The organism is Pelomonas nitida (genome assembly GCF_043555975.1).
In the GTDB taxonomy this organism is placed as follows: Bacteria; Pseudomonadota; Gammaproteobacteria; order Burkholderiales; family Burkholderiaceae_C; genus Pelomonas; species Pelomonas nitida.
Window position 1 is genome coordinate 75,246 of the sequence record NZ_JBIGIA010000004.1, and the last position, 18,674, is coordinate 93,919.

The following is an 18,674-nucleotide window of genomic DNA, read 5'->3' on the forward strand; positions in this document are numbered from 1 at the left end:
CGGCAGCCGCGCCATCGGGCGGCGGCCTGCTTTATGCGGTGGTCGGTCCCGGTGTCTCGGGCCGCGTCAACGCCTCGTACTGCGAGAGAAGCTCCAGGGGGCGGCCCATGCCGGCCGACTCGAGTGCGGTCAGGATGTCGCGGTTCTCCGCGCGCCGCAGCATGGTGTCGAGCGCCTTCGCCGTGGCGTGGTCGAGCATGTCCGTGCCCGATGGGTAGCCTGCGCTTTGCGCGCTGCTGGTCGAGCGCTTCGACCGTCCCGTCACGCCCTTGACCTTGGACGAGGTGTCCTGGTTCTTGAACCCGCCCGCTGCGCCGATGGTCGAGTAGTTCAGGCTGTTGTTCAGAATGGTCTCGCGCACCAAGGGCCCGTCGCGACGATTGATCTTCGCGGCGGCGAGGCGTGCGGCCGCAGCGGGCGTGAGCGCTGCCGTCACGTTGATCGTGAGGTTGTCGTTCGGCGGCGTCTGCGGCTCTGTGAGATCGCCGTCCGTGGGCTGCGGGCTCTCTCGGAGGTCGTCGTCCGTGCGCTCCTTGCGCACGGTGATGACGCCGGCTTTGCTGTAGTGGCTTGCCAGCGTGGACAGGCACAGCAGCTTGGTGACGGTCTCCTTCTCGATCGGCGGCATATCGCGGCCGCCGTCGGCGATGCGCTGTGACACAGTGGCGCTGATCAGGCCTATCTCGTTGACCAGGTTGTTGACGAGCAGCCGGCCGTCGGTGGAGGTCTTGCTGTCGCGTACCAGAGACGGGATCTCATTGCCGAACTGGTCGCGAACCACCCGTTTGTAGAGCTCCTTGTACTCACGGGAATGCTCGATGCCACGACTGAGCTTGGTCACGTCGACGTTCATGCCGTAGCGGAAGCGAGGCACCTCCTTGGCCCGATCGGCCGCCAATTTCGCCGCGTCGCGCGCCGCGATGGCCTCGGCGTGATCGTCCCCCAGTTGTTGAGCCAAGCGACTCGCTTCCTTGCTGGCCTCCTCGCTCAAATGGGCGGCCACGCCCCCGTCTGTCAGCACGCCGCCCCCTAGCCGCATCGAGAGGCCGGCGCTGGCGGAGCGGGTGTCGGAGAAGGTGTCGCTCGCGGTGAACTTGTGGAGCGTGGCCGTGCTGATGGTCTCCTCGCGGAAGCTGTGGGACATCTTGCCGTCGAGGGCCACCGCGATCCGACCCGAAAACTGGCCATGGTTCATCCCATCGGGAAAAAATGATTCGGACGCGGTCACACCCGCTGGAGATATGCCCTCACCGAACGACAGCGTCGTCGTGACCTCCTTGCGCTCGATCAGCGGCTCGAGCGTCGCGCGGTCCGTCGCGGCGAAGAAGCGGTTGAGGTTGTCCCACCCGTCGATGGTCGTGTTGACGGTCTGGAGGTTGTCGACCTCCGGCTTGCTGAAGAGCGCCTGGTTCACGTTGTCGTTGATGGCCAGGTGCGTGGCTCCGGCGAGCTTGGCGTTCGAGGCCGTGCCGTCGAGCACCGGGGCCTTGTGCACCATGCACACCAGACCCGGTCCCTTGTTCTGGATGGTCACGCGCTCGAAGCCGATGCCGGCGTTGCCTGCCGCTGCGAAGGCCGTCGGCCCCAGCATGGAGGCGCCGAACGAGAAGTTGCCTTTCAGCGTGCCCTTGTCGACCTTGGTCTCGAGATCGACGATGGCCTTCATGGCGTACGCGCTCGATTCGAGCAGCACGAGGCTGTTGGGGACCTCGTTGCGTACCGGTGCCAACATGTGGTAATCCGTCGGGAACTGGCGGGCGAGAGAGCCGTCCAGGCTGCCGTTGAGGCTCACCGCGCCACCCACCTTGCCCCCTATGGAAGCGCCGAAATTGCCGGAGAGGTTCATGTTTTCCGCGATCACGGCATCGGTGCCGCATCGGGGGTCGTTGTCGGCAAGCTGGCGCAGCAGGATTTCCGGCTCCGTAGCGTTGGCGTCGCGGACGTAGTTCTCCATCAGGAACATGCGCTGTTCCAGCCGCTTCACAGCGTCGGGACGGTCCGCGCGCTGCGCATTTGCGGTCTGCTCGGCAACCTCGTAGGGCCGCAACAAGGCCTTCGCTGCGCTCACCGCGTTGTTGACCTCGTCGCGCCCGTAGCTTGTCTCTGCCTTGTAATCGGGGTTTACCTCGAGGACGCTTGCGCGCAGAGCATCCAGGCGCATGCGGGCGTTGGCGCGTTGCTCGACCGGGTCGTAGCTGGCGCCGGTGGAGCCGTTGCGCAGCATCTTCAGCATGTCCGGGCTGTTGCCCAGTTCGGTGACGTACCGCTCCTGCGTGCGCTGCAGGTTCGCGGCCAGGCCCCTGACGTCAGCGCCGTGATCCAGGATGCACTTCGCGAGCTTGACGTTGAGCTTGTCCTGCTGCGCCACGTCGTCACCTGGCGGGCGTTTGATCAGGCGCTGAAAGGAAGCCTCGAAGTTGCGAGCGACTGCGGCGCCCGGATCGCCCGGATCGCCCTGGAACAGCGCGTCGAGTTGGCGCTGGAGCGCGCCCGTCTTGGCGGCTGCACGCACATGCATGGCGATCGACGTGAGTTCGGCATGTACCTTCTCCATGTCACGCGCCTGCTCGTGGCGCACCTTGCCGGGTGCATCTGCCGGCGCTTGCGCGGCCGGGGCCCAGGCGGTGCGGTAGATGCCCTTGTAGGCGCGCAGGACCTCGTCGAGCGGTGGGCCGTTCATCTCGGCCAGCCTTTGCAGGAACTCTCTTGCGCTCTGATCCTTGATGAAGCCGGGACGCTCGTTGGTCAGCTCGGTGACCAGTTCGATGACCCGGTGATCCTGGCGGCCTACGGCGGCGTCGTCGATGGACAGGCTGTCGATACGGCGGCTGATGTTCGCCCGATCTATCGGGTCGTGCACGGCTTCGAGCGCTTGGTCGATACGGCGTTCGGCCACGACCTTGGTCATCACTTGGGCGTGCAGCGTCGCGCGCTCGGCTGGGGACGTCGCTGGACTCGCGATCTTTTTGATGTCGTCCGCGTAGTTTCCAGGCGAGCCGGACCCGAGCTGGTTCCGGACGAAGTCCGTGTACTGGCGCTCGAAGTCTTCGAGCTCCTTCCTGGTGTCCCGGCACTGTCCTTCAAGGCGCTCCGCAGACTCCTGCAAGTCATCACGCTCCGCCGGCTTATGGTCTGATACAGAAGGCTGCCGGATCGATGCCTGCAGCGCCATCCCCTCGGACAGCAGGTTCAAGGTCTTGATGCCCTGCTCGATGTGGGCTTCCGGTGTCCGCGCGACGGTGTCGACCTGTCGGTCCGCATAGTCGGTGTTACTCGGTGGCATGGCTGCGACCGTGCGAACGTAGTTGGCGGTGTGCGCGAACGCCGTGGCTTCGAGCTTGGAGTTGACGCAGTCGTGCAGGACCTGCTTCGTGGCGGTGCTGTCTGCGCGCAGGTTCTGCAACAGGTTGGTGTTGCGCGCCAGGCGTACGGCCAGCGCGTCGCTGTTCACCCGCGCGAGCGCTTTCACGTCGGCCCGGTCGGTGGTGGCGAGCGTCTCCGCCGGCTTGAGTTTTGCCAAAGCGGCATCAGTCATCGACGTGTAGATGCTTGCGCTCTTGTCCGCAATGGACAGGGGCTCGCTGATCGTCGACTTTGTCTTGCTGTACCACAGGCTCGAATGGCTGGTCGTTTGCTTCAGCAGCCTGGCGTTCTTGCGGGTGACCGCCTTCAACGCGAGATCCACCGGCGGCCGAAGCAGCGGCACGGTGGCCTTCTTGATGCCCCTGGTCGCGGCGTTCGCGACGCTGGAGACGGCGTCCACCACCATCGTGCCAAGCGCCTGCGCCTGAGCCACAGTGGGTAGCCTGGGTCGCCAGCGTCCACCGTCCGGGGTCGCAGCGATTTCGCCCGTATCGGCGGCGCCCCGCTGCGCTTCGAGGTCGGGGCCGTGATCCCTATGCGTCGATGACAGGTCCACCATCGGGACGTCCGGCGTCTGGTGCTGGATGGCCCCAGATGACGAGCCCTCGGCGCGTGCCTGCTGCTGGGATTGCGGTGACAGCGACTGCTCCGAGATCGGCTGCAGGCTCGGCTGCCAGCCCTGGCCAACCTGGCCTGCGGCGGTTTCCCACTGCGCTTCAAGGTCGCGTTCGACGTCCCGGGGCCGCGTTGGCAGTTCCGACATCGGGACGTCCTGCCCTGGCGTCAGCAGCGGGCGGGCAAGCGTTTCGCGGACGGGGGTCTCGACGGAGCGTGCGGGGGCCAAAGGGTTTTTGATGAATCTCTCCATTGCAGGTCTCCGGTGAGGCGTGTGGCGGCGTGACGCAGCGCCGAGAGGTCAGGCCGGCGCCAGAGCGGCTTGTTCTGCGCGCAGGCGGTTGAGTGCATCCAGCACCTCGGGTGTCACGTCCGAGGGGCGGCCGTGGTGCAGGACGCGGGTGTCGTCGTCGCCGGGGGGCGTGGCCACGTCGAGGGCATGGAAGCCCAGGCGCGTCAGCGCGCCGAGCGAGCGTCGGTTGGTGTGCTCGACCGCCGCGAAGACATGGCGCAGGCCCGCGCGGCGCAGCATTGCGAGCAGCAGGCGCGCGGCGGCGGGGCCGTATTCCCGGGCCTGGTGTTCGGCGGCGATCCAGAAGTGAAACCAGCCGGCGTCGCCCAGGGTGTCGACGCCGACCATGCCGATCTCGCCCCACGCCTCGTGCAGGACGACGCAGGCGACGGCGCGCTCGTCGTCGGCGACCGAGGCGATCCATGCCGCGGTGTCGTCGAGCGACGTCCAGTTGGCGCGGCGCAACGCGTGGGTCAGGTCGGTGCCCTGGCTCTGCATCCACAGCGCGGCTGCATGGTGGGCGGCCAGCGGTTGCAAACGCAACGGCCCGGCGACTGCGCCCGCATGGTCGAACCATGGGGTGGATGTCAGCGCCTGTTCGCGGCGATACAGCTCGACAGCGATCTGCCGGTGGGTGGCATCCGTTTCGCCGCCCGCCACGGCCTCGGCGCGGGCGAGGGCCCGGTGCGCGGCGTCGTAGTCACCGGTGTGCAGGCCGCACAGCGCCTCCAGGTGCAGGTCCTGCACGTGATCACCGGCCACGGCCCGGCCGGCGCCCACCGCTTCGCGCGCCAGCGCGAAGTGCCCCAGCTGCACAGCGAGGGCGGCCACCGCGCTGTGGACGGCATGCCCGGTGGCGACCGGCAGGGCCAGCCGCCAGGCCTGCTCCAGCGCGTGGTGCCATGCGCGGTGCGGCAGGCCGGCATCGGCCCAGTCGAGGGCGGCGAGTGTGTCGTACATCGCCAGCAGCACATGAGGATCGTGTTCGGCGCGGCGTAGCGCGGCGAGACACTGGCCCGCCGACGGTGCGCCGCCGGACCGCAGCAGGGCCGCCTCGGCGCTGGCTTGGCGGATGCCTGCAAGCGGGTCGGCCAGCCGCGTCAGGTCGCCGATGTGGCCGGGCATCGGCCCCATGATCAGCAGCAGGTCGGGCGCGCTGTCGCCGCCGCTCTCCAGCGAGACTTCTAGCGCCATCTTGCGAGCCAGTGCCACCAGCGCGTGGTAGTTCGCGCGCAGCGGCGGTGGCGGCACCGCCAGGTCCTTCGGCAGTGCCAGCGCACCGGCACGAACATCGGGCTCACGGGAGACTGCGGCGTCGGCCGCGAGCAGCAGGAACCGCCCCTCCGCCAGCCGGTGCACGGCTTCGAGCACCTCGGCACCCGCCAGCGGCAGCCGCAACGTCGACGGCGACGCTGACCGTGCGCAGGCGTCGAGCCAGGACTGCAGCATCGGTGAGTGCCGCGTCATGTTGAGTGCAGGCCATTCGGCCTCGAGCGTGACGCGGGCGTCGCCGCCTGCCGACGCCCTGGCCTTCACCTGGCCCACGGCCGGCACGTCGTGCGCCATGGACACGAGCGTGTGCGGTAGCGCCGAGAACAAGGCCTCCGCCACGACGACGATCGGGTTGACCGACAGCAGCGGGTCGTCGCTGGACAGCAGCTCCTCGCGCGGCATGGCCGTGAAAACCCCGCTGGCCACGAGGTCAGCGAAGTAGGGGTGGGCCTCGAGCGTGTGCGCGTGGTCGGTGTCCGAGGTGCAGGCCACGTACCGCAGCGGCGGGAATCCATCGCCCAGCAACGCGAGGCGCTCCTGCAGGGCCAGCAAGAGCTTCCACGTGAACTCGCCATCGGCGGGCTGCAGTTCGATGAGGAGCACCGGCTCGTCGGCTGTCAGCGCGCCGCGTTCGGCGAACAGGCGCCAATACGCCACGATGGCGTCGATGTACGCCTTCGCAACCGTCACGGTGGGTACGGCATGCGTGGCCGGCGCGCTGAGCTGCAGCGCCTCGTGCAGCGTGTCGTACGGCAGGGCCTGCGACGGCAAGTCCTTCAGCAGCGGATGCACAGAGGTTGCGGGCGGGCGCGCGACGGCCGCCGGTGCCGGGAGGGGGGCGGCTTGCGGTGCGGGTACCGCCGGTGCGGGCAGCGCCGGGCCTGCAACCGGTGGCGACGTCTCATGCTTCAGCGCGGTCGCATAGAACTCGCTGCTCGCGACGGCCGCGTGGTACGGCGCCCAGTCGCCCGATGGCAGTGCGGCCGGGATGGGCACCTTGCGGCGGTCGCCGCCGACGTTCACTTCGTGCATGGGCACGGCGGTGAAGCGCTCGCTGAAGTACGGGTCGGTGAAGTAGCGGATCTTGTCGGCCCGGATGACCGGCATGCCCGAGCGCACGATGAGCTCCAGGTCCTTGCTCATCTGCAGCAGCTCCTGCGGCAGCATGATGGCGCGCGACTGGTACTGCTCCGTGGTGCTGGGGTTGCCGCCGTCGCTCTTCACGCCGAACAGGCTGCCTTGCGGCGTCGAATGGCTAGACGTCGCCACGGTGTCGTTGCCGATCATCTTGGAGTACTCCTCCGCCTCCGAGATCTGCGACGGCGTGAAGTAGATGACCGCGCCCATGTTGCTGACGATGTTGTGCGCGTCTTCCTTGCCGTACACCGCCTCGAGCTGGTTCTTGTCCTGGATCACGATGGCCAGGCGCATGTTGTAGCCGGCCATGTAGCCCACGCCCTTGGCGATGATGTCCACCTTGCCCATGGCGGTGAACTCGTCCATCAGCAGCAGGCACTGGTGCTTGAGCTCGGGGTTTTGCTCGGGCAGCTCCTTGACGTTCTCGTTGATCAGCTGCGAGAAGAACAGCTTGATGATGGGCGCTGCCTGCAGGATCTCCCCGGCGGGGATGTTCAGGTAGATCGTCATCTTCTTGCGGCGCACGTCGCGCAGGTCGAAGTCGTCGCCGGAGGTCGCCTTGTCGATCACCGCGTTGGCCCAGGGCGTGAGCGACGCGGTGAACGTGGCGTGGACGCCCTTGAGGGCCTGCTCGCCGCTGTTGAGGAAGCGGTTCAGCGCGTCGCGGCAGACGCTGGACAGCGGCCGGTCGCCGGCCGCGCGCAGGTCCATCACCTTGCGCAGATACTCGTCGATCGCCATGCCCTTGCCCGAGCCCTGGCGCAGGATCTCCCCGATGGTCGGGCTGAGCTCGGGTGTCTCGAGCACAAGCAGCCCGAGGCCGATGAAGAGGTTCTTCGCCGCGTCAGACCAGAAGGGGTCTTTCTCGTTGACGGGGTAGATGATGGTCGCGAGGGCCATCAGATCGTTGGCGCGGAAGTTCGGGTCCGTCGAGACATAGCTCAACGGGTTCCAGCGGTGCGTGGAGGCCGAGAACGGGTTGAAGTAGATGATTTCGTTGCCGAGATAGCGGCGGCGGAACTCCGAGGTCAGGTTGTAGTTCTCGCCCTTGATGTCCAGCACCACGGCGGAGCCGGCGAACTGCAGCAGGTTGGGCACGCAGAAGCCCACGCCCTTGCCGGTGCGGGTCGGGGCCGCGAGCAGCACGAACTCGTAGCCGCCCAGGCGCAGCAGGCGGTCCTTGAACCTGCCGATCACCACGCCCTTGTCGCCGTCGAGCTTCTCGTTCTGGATGTCCTTGCGGGTGGCGAACCGGGCCTTGCCGAACAGCGTCTTGTTGGTGATGCGGTCTCGCACCGACATATAGGCCGCGAACGTGCCGCCGAAGCACAGCAGCATCGACATGAAGAACAAGGTCTTCACGCGCAGCAGGATGGCCGGCTCCGTGTAGGAGAAGTAGGCCTGCTCGATGGTGAACAGTCCCGCTTTCAACGGCGACTGCTTGAACGACACAAACAGCATCACGCCGGCCAGATAGTTCGCGACGGCGAACAGCAGGAGCGCGCCGCACACGATGGCGGCAACCGTCAGAGGGTGCTTGAGTTCTTTCTTCATGAGAACGCCGCGAGCTTCTTGTGGGGGTCGAAATAGATCTCGCTGATGAAGCGCTCGCCATCGTGGTTCTGGAACTGCACGACGACGTCGATGGTGAGCGTCAGCAGCCGCTTGATCACATCGAAGGTCAGGTTCGCTCCTCCCGGAGAGTCCTGGATCATGATGGCCAGCTGCTCGAAGGCCAGCGCCGGCGAGCCGGCATGGCAGCTGGTGATGCTGCCGGGGTGGCCCGAGGCCGCGTTGCGCACGTAGTACAGGCACTCGTCGCCGCGCACTTCGGCCAGCAGGATGCGGTCGGGCTTCATGCGCAGGCAGCTCTCGAGTAGGTCCTTCGGGCGGACCTTGGACTTGTCCTGCCCGCCTTTGCTGTAGAGCAGATGGACGCAGTTCTCGTGCGGCAGGAACAGCTCGCGCACGTCCTCGATCGTGATCAGGCGCTCCGTCATCGGGATCTGCCGCACCAGACCCTTCATGAACGTCGTTTTTCCCGAGCCCGTGGCGCCCGAGACGATGATGTTCTTGCGGTAGCGCACCGACTGCTTGATGAACTCCTCGTAGTGCTCCGCCTTGAGCAGGTCGAGCAGCTCCTGGTCCTGCGCGCTGACCTGGCCCTGCAACGGGCGGACCTTGCGGAACAGGCCTTCCGCCGCGAAGTCCTCGATGCCGCGGATCAGCCGGGACGGCTTGCGCATCGTGAAGGAGTAGCGCCCTTCCTCGACTGCGGGTGGCATGACCAGCTGGATGCGTGAGCCGTCAGGCATGGAGGCGCTCAGGATCGGGGCCGTTTCATCCCACTTCTGGTTGGAGTAGGTGGCCACGGCGGTGCCGAGGGCGCGCAGCTGTGCACTGACGGCCTCGGGGCAGGCGTGGCGGGTCCAGGTTGAGTGCGCCTCCACCCACACGACGCCGGGGGCGTTGACCGCGATCTCGGTGACCTCCGGGTCGTCCATCCACGCCTTGAACGGCTGCAGGAAGACGAGGACCGAGGTCTCGCGCGCCAGGCCGGGAGTCGCCAGCGAACTCATGGGGCCGCCGTCTCCGTGTGGGTGTAGACCGTGTTGAACCAGAGGTCGCGGTTGAGGTACACCGTCACCCGGTCACCGCGGTTTTTCGAGATCGTCGGCGGGATGTTGATCGTCGACTCGAGCACCTTCTCCGCCAGGCTCTTGGAGGTGTTTTGCGTGTTCTGGCCCGTCACGACCGTCGTCGACGCGTTCGAGGCCTTGGCCTTCTCGATGTCGATGGCGTCACCCACGATGGACAGCAGCACCGCTGCACCGATGCGTTGGGGCCAGTGATAGTCGATCCCGCCTTCGACGCCCATCGCCCCGACGGCGTCGGTCGTCGGCGAGTCGACATCGATCACTACGCCCGTGGGCGTCTTGATGCGCTGCCACAGGATGGCGATGCGCACGCTGCCCTGGTTCACGTTGGACTTGTACTCGCCGATGATCTTGCTGCCCTTCTCGATCAGCAGCACCTTGCCGTTCTCCGAATACACATGCTCCGGCACCACGCAGTTGGAGCTGCCCGAGATGGTGGAGATGAGCTGGGTCTCCAGCACGCAGGGAATGAAGGAGCCGCGCGCCAGCAGATAGGAGCGATCACCGAACTTGCGGGCGCTGACCTGGGCCGTGGTGGTTGGCACCTTCATGCCATCCGCCGTGTGTTCGGCATAGGCTTCGATGGTGCGCATCCGTGGCGGCTCGGCGCCCGATGGCTGCTGCGCCAGCCCGAGCGCCTGCGTCGGGGCCGCCGTCAATGCCAGTGCTGGTGCCGTCGCTGGTGCCGCCGGCGTCGCGCTGCCCAGCATCATGTTGGGTGGCGGGGGAGGCGGGGCTTGCGGGCCCGCAGGCGCGCTCGCTGAGGTGACCACCGGGATCGCCGCTGGCGCAGAGGGCGGCGGGGTCGGGATGGCCGGGGTGAGGGCGGTGCGCAGCACATCCTCGAAGCGGCGCGTCTCCGGCGGCTTTTCGTCGACCTTCAGATGCTGTTCGCTCGCCGTGGGTTGGGTCTGCGCCCGCATGAAGTTGGCGATCTTCGTCTTGATGAAGTAGGCCGTGCCGCCGATCACGGCCAGGCAGACCACGAAGCCGACGACGATCTTCGGGAAGACGTTGGACTTGCGGCGGGTGCGCTCGACGTCGAACCGGTGCGGGTCGTAGTCGTCGGCGGGCACCGCCGCTGCGGCGGCGTTGGGTTCGGTGCTCATGGCTGGTCCACGCGCGTCACGCCGGGGAACACCGTCTTCGTCCCGGAGCCCACGCCCATCGCGTCATAGGCCTCGTTGAACACCCCGACCATGGACCCGGCCAGGCGCAGGTTCCACAGCGGCGCCACTGCGTGCAGCACGAGCCAGTCGCCCTCCATGTGCGAGTTGACGACGACCTCTTCCTCCGTGCCGGGCACGCTCTTGTAGACGGCGGGCAGTTCCTGGTTGCGCGGGAACAGCAGCCAGGTGAAGCGGCCGTCGTCGAAGGCCTCGCGGGGGCGGATGTCCACCGTCTCGGACACCACCTGCATCGTGTAGCTGGCGTTGCGGTAGGGCTGGTGGTTGGCGCCGGCCATGGGCATCGCCTCCAGGCCAGGGCGCTTGCCGGACGAGGCGTTCGCAGCGGCGGACGAGGCAGCGCCGGAGCCGGGCGACGCTGCGCCGTCGTAGTCGAACACCACCTTGGACATCCGCAGGTCGACGCCTCCCTTGGGTGACGGCCGCAGCGGGATGAGATCGAACACGTAGGAACGGCTGCGGGTCGTCACCAGCATCGTGGCCTTTGTGGCTGTTGTGAGCGCACGCACGAACAGGCGAGAGCCGCGCTTTTGAACCTCCCACCCCGAGATGCCACCCCCGGCGACGTCTTCGATGACCTCGGCGGCGCTGAGCTCGATGAGCACCGGGTGATCGATGGCGCCCAGCACACGCGTGACGGTGTCAGCCGCGTACGGGACCCGCGTGATCCGGCCCGACTCGGCGCCCTGATTCAACATCGGCGCCGCAATGGCGCAGCTGCTCCAGAGCAGACCAACAAGAACGGCAGCGGCGGTGAGTTTCATTTGAGCGCTCCAGCGGGCATGGGAGATTCCGTGACGTACTCCTGGTCGGTGTGGTACGCCACCACGGTGAACCCCAGTGGGTTTGCGATGAGGTCGGCTTCTTTGACGAGCGTCTTGGCCTGGTAGGTGAACTTCAGCGTCGCGATGCGGCGGCTGGTGGAGCTCAGGCTGCCTTGCTTGGTGTCGCGCTTGACGAGGTCGTAGCGCACCGTGGCGGTGTTGTCGGCGTGCAGCACGATGCTCAGGATGCTGGGCACTGCCTCGATCGAGTCGCCAATCCGTTTGTCGAGCGCATTGGCGCCGTTGAACTGCGCGGAGTAGTCCTTCCACAGCGGGCCATCGGCGAGCACGCGCACCGTGTCGTAATCCCGCTGCAGCAACTTGTAGATGTATCGCTCGCGCGCGACGACGTATTCCCGGATCCAGTACTTGTGCGTCAGATCGCTTTCGCCGACGAACTTGGGGCCGGTCGATGCGAGCTGCGCCTCGCCGGTCTGCTTGTCCACGGTGATGACGTAGGGGATGGCCTGCTTGAGCGGGATCAGCAAGGCCAGGCAGATCGTCATCACCACGAGCAAGGCGCCAGCGGCGGTCGCGACACGCCAGGCCAGGATGCGCGACTGGCGCTCGAGCACCACCACGTCCGCTTCCCAGCTCAGCTGCGGCGGGGCGGCGGGGGCCTCCTGCGTTGGCGGCTTGTCCCTGCGCAGCTTGATCACGGCTGTGCTCCGGACGATGCAACGCTGGCGCCCGATGTCGGCACGTCGGTGACCTTGTGCGGCCTGGCCGACGGCGGGTTGATCGGCACCCGGACGCTGCCGTCGGGGTAGGCGGGCTTTTGCGGGGGGTGGGAGCAGGCGGTCGTCAGAAGCGCGCCGCAGAGGATGGCGCCAACGCGGCGGAGGTGTCTAGGCATGGCTGTGCGGGATGCAGAAGTGGTGGAGTGGGTCAGTCCGCTTTGGGGCGCTTGCCGCGCTGCCAGGCGTCACGGAAGGCCTGGCCCGCGCGGTTGGAAGAATTCATGCTGGCTTCCTTGGCCGGATCAGAAAACCGCATCGACGTGGAGAGGTTTTGGCGGGCCGTGGAGAGCTTTCGGCGGGCCTGTTGGGCCATGGCCGGCAACTGGGTTCGGCCCACGGTTCGGCCCGCCAGCGCCCCGGCGCCGTAGGCGGTCATGTTGGCCAGGCGCTGCTTGGCGCGGCTGGCCATCGACCTGGGCGCGGTGGCGCTCGCGGCACCCCCAACGGCGCCGCTGCTGGCACCGCCGGCACCGCTCACCGGGCTGGCCCCGCTCTTCGCGGCGCCGCCACTGCCGCCAGTACCGCCGCTCGGCACATGCATGCCCGCAGCGCCCAGGGCCAGGCCTTTCATGGCGCCCTTGACGCCACCGCCGCCCATGCCGCCCTGGACCATGCCCTTCATGGCGCCGATGGCAGAGCCTTGCGCTGCGCGCACCATGCCGATGGCGTTGCTGGCGATGCCGAACGAGCCCACCATGTCGCCCGCGATGCTGCTCGCCTTGGCCAGCAGCGCGGACAGCACGATCATGATGGCGATGATCTTGCCCTGCTCCTGGTAGAGCGGGGAGCCGACCGAACTCCCCATCGGGATCAGATCAAAGCCGTTGGCGCGGCTTTCCAGCAGGCGGATGAAGTTCTCCGCCTGTTGTTTCGCCGCGATCACGACCACCAGCAGCACGATGGCCGTCATCACGTACTTGACGGCCGACGTGAGCCATCCCTCCGCCCACTTCGCCGTGGACTCGAAGGCGAAGCCGGCCAGGAACAGCGGGCCGAACGCCAGCACGATGACGATGGACTGGCTGATCACCTGCACGTCGATGAACGCGAAGATGCCGAAGGCCAGGATGAAGAAGCTGACGATGGCCTGCAGGATGATGGCCGGCACGCCGTCCAGGTGAATGCCCTTGCACCCGAACACGCAGATCTCGATGGAGAGGTGCTCACGCTCGTAGAGCAGCGAATGCACGGTCTCGAACGTCGAGATGCCGGACTGCATCACCGCGTCGAGCTCGGCGTAGATGTCGCCACTGCCGCCGCTCACATAAGTGGTCAGGCTGTCCTGCAGCTCCTTGAAGATCGGGCGAACTTCGGAGGAATAGGCGTTCCCCGTCAGGCAGATGGCAAAGACCAGGAAGGCCCGCATGGCCTTGGCGAACACGTCCAGGAAGTGGTTCGATCCCCCGGTGCCGCGAATGACCGCGGCGCCGTGGAACGCCACCTGCAGGCTCACGCCAGCGGCCACCAGGGGGATGACACCGTTCGCGAGCTGGCCCGGCAGGTTCGTCGCCAGCGGCTCGAACGCGGTTTCCATCCACGAGTTGATTTCTGTGAAGGCTGAGAAGGGCATCGCTCACTGCAGGAAGTGGGGCATCCAGTCGGCCGGGTCGTTGCCGTGAATGGCTCTGAGCCGGTCGAGCTTCTGCACGTTGGCCGTGTTGCCTGACAACACCTTCAACTCCTCGTCGAAGCCGGTCAGGTTGAAGCTGGCGAGAGACACCGCTTCGCCTTGTTTGATCAGGAACTGACGCGAGCCTTCGCCCAGGCCCTTGAGGAGTTCGAACTCCGTCGGCGTGAGCTTGAATCCGTCGACGTAGTCGCCTTCGTCCGCTGTCGGGTTCGGAAGAAAGATGAAGGTGGCCGTCTGCTCGATCAGGGCGCGCGCGATAGGGCTGCGCAAGGTGTCCGATGGGCTTTGCGTCATGTAGACGCCGAACCCGTTCTGCTTGCGAATCGTCTTTTGCTTGTTCTTCGCGAAGTCCTCGAAGTAGGACACCGACAGCGCCTTCCAGTACTCGTCCATGAAGAACGCGAAGCGCCTACCGTCGATCATGGCTTCGACGCGGTACATCAGGTAAATCATGATCGCCGGGCAGGTCGCCGGGTCGTCCAGGAGGTCGGTGTAGTCGAACCCGAAGATGCCGCCGTCGTCGAACTGCAAGGCGTCGTCGGCGCAGTCCAGCGCCCAGCCGAGTGAGCCCGATGCCGTCCAGCGCTTCAGCCGCTCGGCCACGCTGTTCTGGTCGACGTTGGGCAGGTTCTGGATGACCGCCTCGAACCCGCGCAGTTCGCGCGGTAGCCGCGCCACGGCGCGCACCGCATGGGTGATCTCGGCTTCTTCGCGCGGGGAATGCGGCATCTCCGCGCGGTAGGTGCAGAACCGAACCAGGTCGTCCCAGAACAGCAGATTGCTCTCGGTGGGCTCCATCTTGAAGGGGTTGAACTGCGTCGGCTCTCCCTTGCGCAGCGAGAGGTACTTGCCGCCCGCCGCGCGGATGGCGATCTCGGCGCCGCGGTCCTTGTCGAAGTAGACGACCTGGGTGCCGTACTTGCGCAGGTTCAACAGCAGGTACAGCGCGAGCACGGTCTTGCCCGAGCCCGACTGCCCGATGATCTGGCAGTTGCCCAGCGCGGACTGGCCCGTGGAGTCCTCGTGCAGCGGCGTCGTGTGGAAGTTGAAGTAGTAGGGCTGCGCCGCTGGCGTGCGAAAGATCGTGACCGCCTCGCCCCACGGGTTGCCGTCGCGCTTGCCGGGCTGGAAGTTGTGCAGCGAGCACAGGCCTGCGAAGTTGCGTGAACTGAGGTGGGCCGACCGCGGCCGCGCTCGCCAGTTGCCGGGAAGCTGGGACAGGTAGGCTTGGTCCACCACCAGGTCGACCGGCACGCCGAGGAAGCCGATGGACTGCATGCGCTCCAGGGCGATGGCCCGGCAGTCTTTGACGTCCTTCACCGAGTCGCCAATGATCTGCATCACGTAGTGGTACTCGCCGAAGGCAAACGAGCCGCTGATGACGCCGTCGATTGCCGCGTCCAGTTCCACGATCTGGCTGACGGCGCCGTCGTCGGCGCTGGCGAGCCTGCGGCGCTGGATGCGCAGCGCGGCCAGCGCGTCCATCGTGTGCTTCGGCGAGAACGACTGCGTCTCGATGTACTCGAACGGCAGCGCGATCATCGTGTTGAGGATGCCTGGCTCGGAGTACTCGGCGTAGTCCTTGATGTCGATGAAGGTCGAGTAATGGGTGCCGAGGGGGCCGCGCGTTTCGACGATCTCGTTGCCGAACAGCACGCGCGACAGCGACAGGTAGTCATGCAGCGGAACGTCCTTGACCGGCACGGGGCGCCACACGCCATTGATCAGGTAGCCGTAGAACTCCTGCTGATGGCTGTAGGTGACGCCCTCGTGCTCGTAGTCGGTCAGCAGCGTCGGGCCGTAAGAGGCCAGCGAGGTCGAGACCTGCTTCTGCAGATCGCCCATCCGCTCCAGGATCTCCAGTTCCTCGTGCCGCATTTCCTCCACGGTGTGCGCGGGGCGTGCCGTCAGCCGCCCCGCCTTCTGCGGGAAGGGCCGGTACAGCACCGTCAGGTAGATCTCGGTGGCCATCAGGCCTTCGTTGTTCAACTGCTCGTAGTACTTTTCCACCACGTGCTGGGCAAACGTCTCCTGCGGCGCGGTGAGGCGGGCGCCGGTGAAGCGCCGCAGCCGATGCACCCAGAACGCGAACTTGCCGTTCGACAGGCTGCGCACGAGCACGTTGAACGCTTCCATCTTGGCGTAGGCCTCGGCGATGGAGAGGCCGTCGAACGCCAGCCCGTCGATCTGCCAGGTCGACATGTAGTCACCGGTGCGGGCCGAGACCACCGTGCTGGTGATGCGGGCCGACATGGGGATGTGCCGGCTCAGCACGTCGTCCTGGTTGGCCAGGCGCTGCGTCGAGCTTCTCATTGGCCACCCTGCTCGATGCCGGAGCGCCGGGTATAGCGCGTGGCGCCAAAGCTCTTCGCACCCCAGTGAGGCAGGTTGCGCTTGGCGGGGAAGCCGCGGATCAGCAGCATGTACTGCAGCAGCCGCTGGTCGTCCTGCGAGCTGATGTGGCGCATCGCGAGGACGCAGATGACGCACGACAGCGCGATGCCCGTGGCCACGAAGAAGCCGACCAGGATCGCCGCCCACATGCCGATCATGATGTGCAGGCCCACCACCAGAATGAAGGGCACCACCGGCACGCCGGCCATCGTGGCCGGGCGGGTCGCCCCTTTGAAGATCACGTCGCGATAGTTCATGGCAAGAACGGAGGCAGATGGGCGCCAACGGCGGCTGGTCATGTCGGTCGCCCAAACATCGGGCGCGCACGATCACACCGGCGCCGGCAACGCAGCGCCAGGAAGACCGATACCGAAGGGAGAGGTCGCGACCTAACGGTGCGACGAGGCGTCAGCTGATCAGCTGCGGGCCGATGGCCGCGGCAGAGCCGATCAGCACGCCGCCCCAGAAGACGGGGGCCACGTCTTTCCACTCAGCCGCCTGGAACACCATGCGAAAGCCCACGAACATCAGCGCGCAGGTCACGATGACGCCGCCGATGCCCAGCATCCATGAATTGACGTTCCCGAGAAGCGTGCCGGCCGTGCTGCTGATTTGCGCAAATGCCGGGTGGGCCGACAGCAATAGCAGCGCGGCGACGAGGGCGAGTTTGGAGGTCGATTGAATGGGTGATTTGTTCATGGTGATTTTTTGAGAAGTTGTTAATCGAACATTGATCGGAAAGGCGATTTTTTCGGCGGCGGTGATTTGTCGCCGCCATCGGCAAGGACTTTGCTCACATAGCCAGATTTCTCGCCATCCAAGTAATTGCCGGAGTTGTAGCAAGACAGCGCTGCGCGCACGGCGCCATCCTGGATGTCGGGTACGGGTGACCGAGTTGCGCCCTGTTTGCAGCGAACATAGACGTCGGCCCCGGCCTCCAGATTTCTGCAGATATCGAAGCCTTTCTGGATGTCGCCGCTCCAGCCGAGCCGCTTGAAATGAATCCGATTGATCTGACTCAGGCCAATTGAATAGTTGTAGCCGGCCGTTTCGAGTTGTTGAACGGTCAGCACAGCCTCCTGCAGGTTGGTGGGCTGTCTTTGAAGCCGACCACCTACAACCCCGATGGCAAACGGATTGCCCGATGACTCCACCCGAACGATCTTCGACATGATTTCCGCCTCGGCCAGGCCGGGGCAGTCGATGGCCGGTAAGTCAAACATGTCGATGGGCTGAAGGGGATTGGTTCTGCGGGGCACAAAAACAAATGACAGACGTCATGTCTATTGATCCATTGTTGAAGGGCGCGCCCATGCTGGTGAATAGCTGCTCTGCCGCTGATGGTGGGATTTTTCTCGCACCATCTGCCTGAATTGAATGTCAATTGGCTGCGATCTTGTGCCGTTTGGTTGAATGATTAGGTTGGCCGCAAGCGTACTGCGCGGGCTTATTAAAATTTATTAAGGAAACATGGCACTCTTGTCATCCCGCGTAAGGCGATGCAACAGGCGCGAGGGAAGTTCTCATGCGGGCCGAGCGCCGCAGCGGTTTGCATTGCCGATCCGGCGATCGCGGCGTTTGCCGCCGTGGAGCTGCCGCGGCCGGCATTCGACATGGCGCGGCGCCCACAGTTGAGCGCGGCGCCGCAGTCATCGACACGTGGATGGCGATCGGCGAGCCCGGCCCGCGCTGGCGCTGCTGGAATTGCTTTGAGGGATTGCGCCCGGCCGGACAGTGCTGGACTCGCCCGCGCGAGTGACGTGGGCGCTGTCAGCCCGATGGCGCTGGTCGGGCACGGCCACGGCAAGACCCGATGCGCCTACTTTTTGAACGGCCGCAGCCACAGGTCAGCGCGTTGCCGTCCACTGCCGGAGGTGTTCCCAGGCCTGCTGGCGCGTGGCTCACGCGAGCCGACACCCGGACACCTAAACTCGCAAGATGGTGGATTCTGAAGTCGTTCGCCGCGCGATGCGTGAGGCTCACGGGGAGGATGCGTACCGGCGCTTCGTGGTGGAGTTGCTGGGGCCATGCCAGGCACTTGGGCGAATGCGTTGGTGGCAAGAGCGCATGTGGGAGCCGGTCCGTGTTGCGCTGAACCTCGAAGCGTCCGGTTTGGCTCAGCTCACCGTCATGTTCCGTCAGTGCCCTGTGCATCGACTGACGCTCGAGCCGGGCGTGGTGCCCGTCGTTTACGGCACTTTCTCGCCCGCCCCGCGAGAGGAGCTCGAGACGGCGAGTCGGCTATTTCCGTTCGCGTGCGAGCGCGCATACGGCCCTTGTTGGGGTGGTGGAGCGCCTCAGCGGGACGTTCTCTTCTGCCCCGACTGCCGCAGGGCTCACCAGGAATGGAAGTCGCGCCAAGCGGAGTCGTGAGTGTGGCGGGCGACCGCCAGTTCCCGCTGCTGACGGCCGGCGTGCTTTAGGCTTTGGTCGCCGGGCGGGCTCGTTGCCAATGAGCGCAGTCGCCCCGCCGAAGACGACGCGCATCATCGTTGCGCGTCCATTTCACGTTGCGCCGGCTGCTTTTTCGGTTAGGAAAAAGCGAGCCGCAACGGCTGCTCGA

The 18,674-nt window shown here is 66.1% G+C and carries 11 protein-coding genes; all 11 read right to left on the reverse strand.

What is annotated here, in order from left to right:
• Positions 1 to 31: 31 nt before the first annotated feature.
• The gene (locus ACG00X_RS06410; protein ID WP_394487209.1) at positions 32 to 4,231 is read right to left on the reverse strand and encodes a hypothetical protein; all 4,200 of its coding nucleotides are present in this window, start codon (positions 4,229 to 4,231) and stop codon (positions 32 to 34) included.
• Positions 4,232 to 4,279: 48 nt separating this feature from the next.
• Positions 4,280 to 8,233, reverse strand: coding sequence for a GNAT family N-acetyltransferase (locus tag ACG00X_RS06415; RefSeq protein WP_394487210.1), 3,954 nt, complete (start codon positions 8,231 to 8,233; stop codon positions 4,280 to 4,282).
• A complete protein-coding gene (virB11, locus tag ACG00X_RS06420; protein WP_394487211.1) occupies positions 8,230 to 9,258 on the reverse strand; it encodes a P-type DNA transfer ATPase VirB11 in 1,029 nt (342 codons plus the stop codon). The genes ACG00X_RS06415 and virB11 overlap by 4 nt, the downstream gene beginning before the upstream one ends.
• Positions 9,255 to 10,445: a type IV secretion system protein VirB10 gene (virB10, locus tag ACG00X_RS06425; protein WP_394487212.1), complete on the reverse strand. Its 1,191-nt coding sequence runs from the start codon at positions 10,443 to 10,445 to the stop codon at positions 9,255 to 9,257. The genes virB11 and virB10 overlap by 4 nt, the downstream gene beginning before the upstream one ends.
• Positions 10,442 to 11,287: a TrbG/VirB9 family P-type conjugative transfer protein gene (locus tag ACG00X_RS06430; RefSeq protein ID WP_394487213.1), complete on the reverse strand. Its 846-nt coding sequence runs from the start codon at positions 11,285 to 11,287 to the stop codon at positions 10,442 to 10,444. The genes virB10 and ACG00X_RS06430 overlap by 4 nt, the downstream gene beginning before the upstream one ends.
• A complete protein-coding gene (locus ACG00X_RS06435; RefSeq protein WP_394487214.1) occupies positions 11,284 to 12,006 on the reverse strand; it encodes a VirB8 family type IV secretion system protein in 723 nt (240 codons plus the stop codon). The genes ACG00X_RS06430 and ACG00X_RS06435 overlap by 4 nt, the downstream gene beginning before the upstream one ends.
• Positions 12,007 to 12,235: 229 nt before the next feature.
• Entirely contained in the window at positions 12,236 to 13,657 is a 1,422-nt protein-coding gene (locus ACG00X_RS06440; RefSeq protein WP_394487215.1) for a type IV secretion system protein, read from the reverse strand.
• Between the two features lie 3 nt (positions 13,658 to 13,660).
• Positions 13,661 to 16,030 carry a VirB4 family type IV secretion/conjugal transfer ATPase gene (locus ACG00X_RS06445; protein ID WP_394487216.1) on the reverse strand — a complete coding sequence of 790 codons (2,370 nt, stop codon included), beginning with the start codon at positions 16,028 to 16,030 and terminating at the stop codon, positions 13,661 to 13,663.
• The gene (locus tag ACG00X_RS06450; RefSeq protein WP_394487217.1) at positions 16,027 to 16,410 is read right to left on the reverse strand and encodes a VirB3 family type IV secretion system protein; all 384 of its coding nucleotides are present in this window, start codon (positions 16,408 to 16,410) and stop codon (positions 16,027 to 16,029) included. The genes ACG00X_RS06445 and ACG00X_RS06450 overlap by 4 nt, the downstream gene beginning before the upstream one ends.
• 109 nt (positions 16,411 to 16,519) lie before the next feature.
• Complete coding sequence (locus ACG00X_RS06455) at positions 16,520 to 16,810, reverse strand: TrbC/VirB2 family protein (RefSeq protein ID WP_394487218.1); 291 nt, start codon at positions 16,808 to 16,810, stop codon at positions 16,520 to 16,522.
• 20 nt (positions 16,811 to 16,830) lie between these two features.
• Positions 16,831 to 17,334: a lytic transglycosylase domain-containing protein gene (locus tag ACG00X_RS06460; protein ID WP_394487219.1), complete on the reverse strand. Its 504-nt coding sequence runs from the start codon at positions 17,332 to 17,334 to the stop codon at positions 16,831 to 16,833.
• Positions 17,335 to 18,674 lie beyond the last annotated feature (1,340 nt).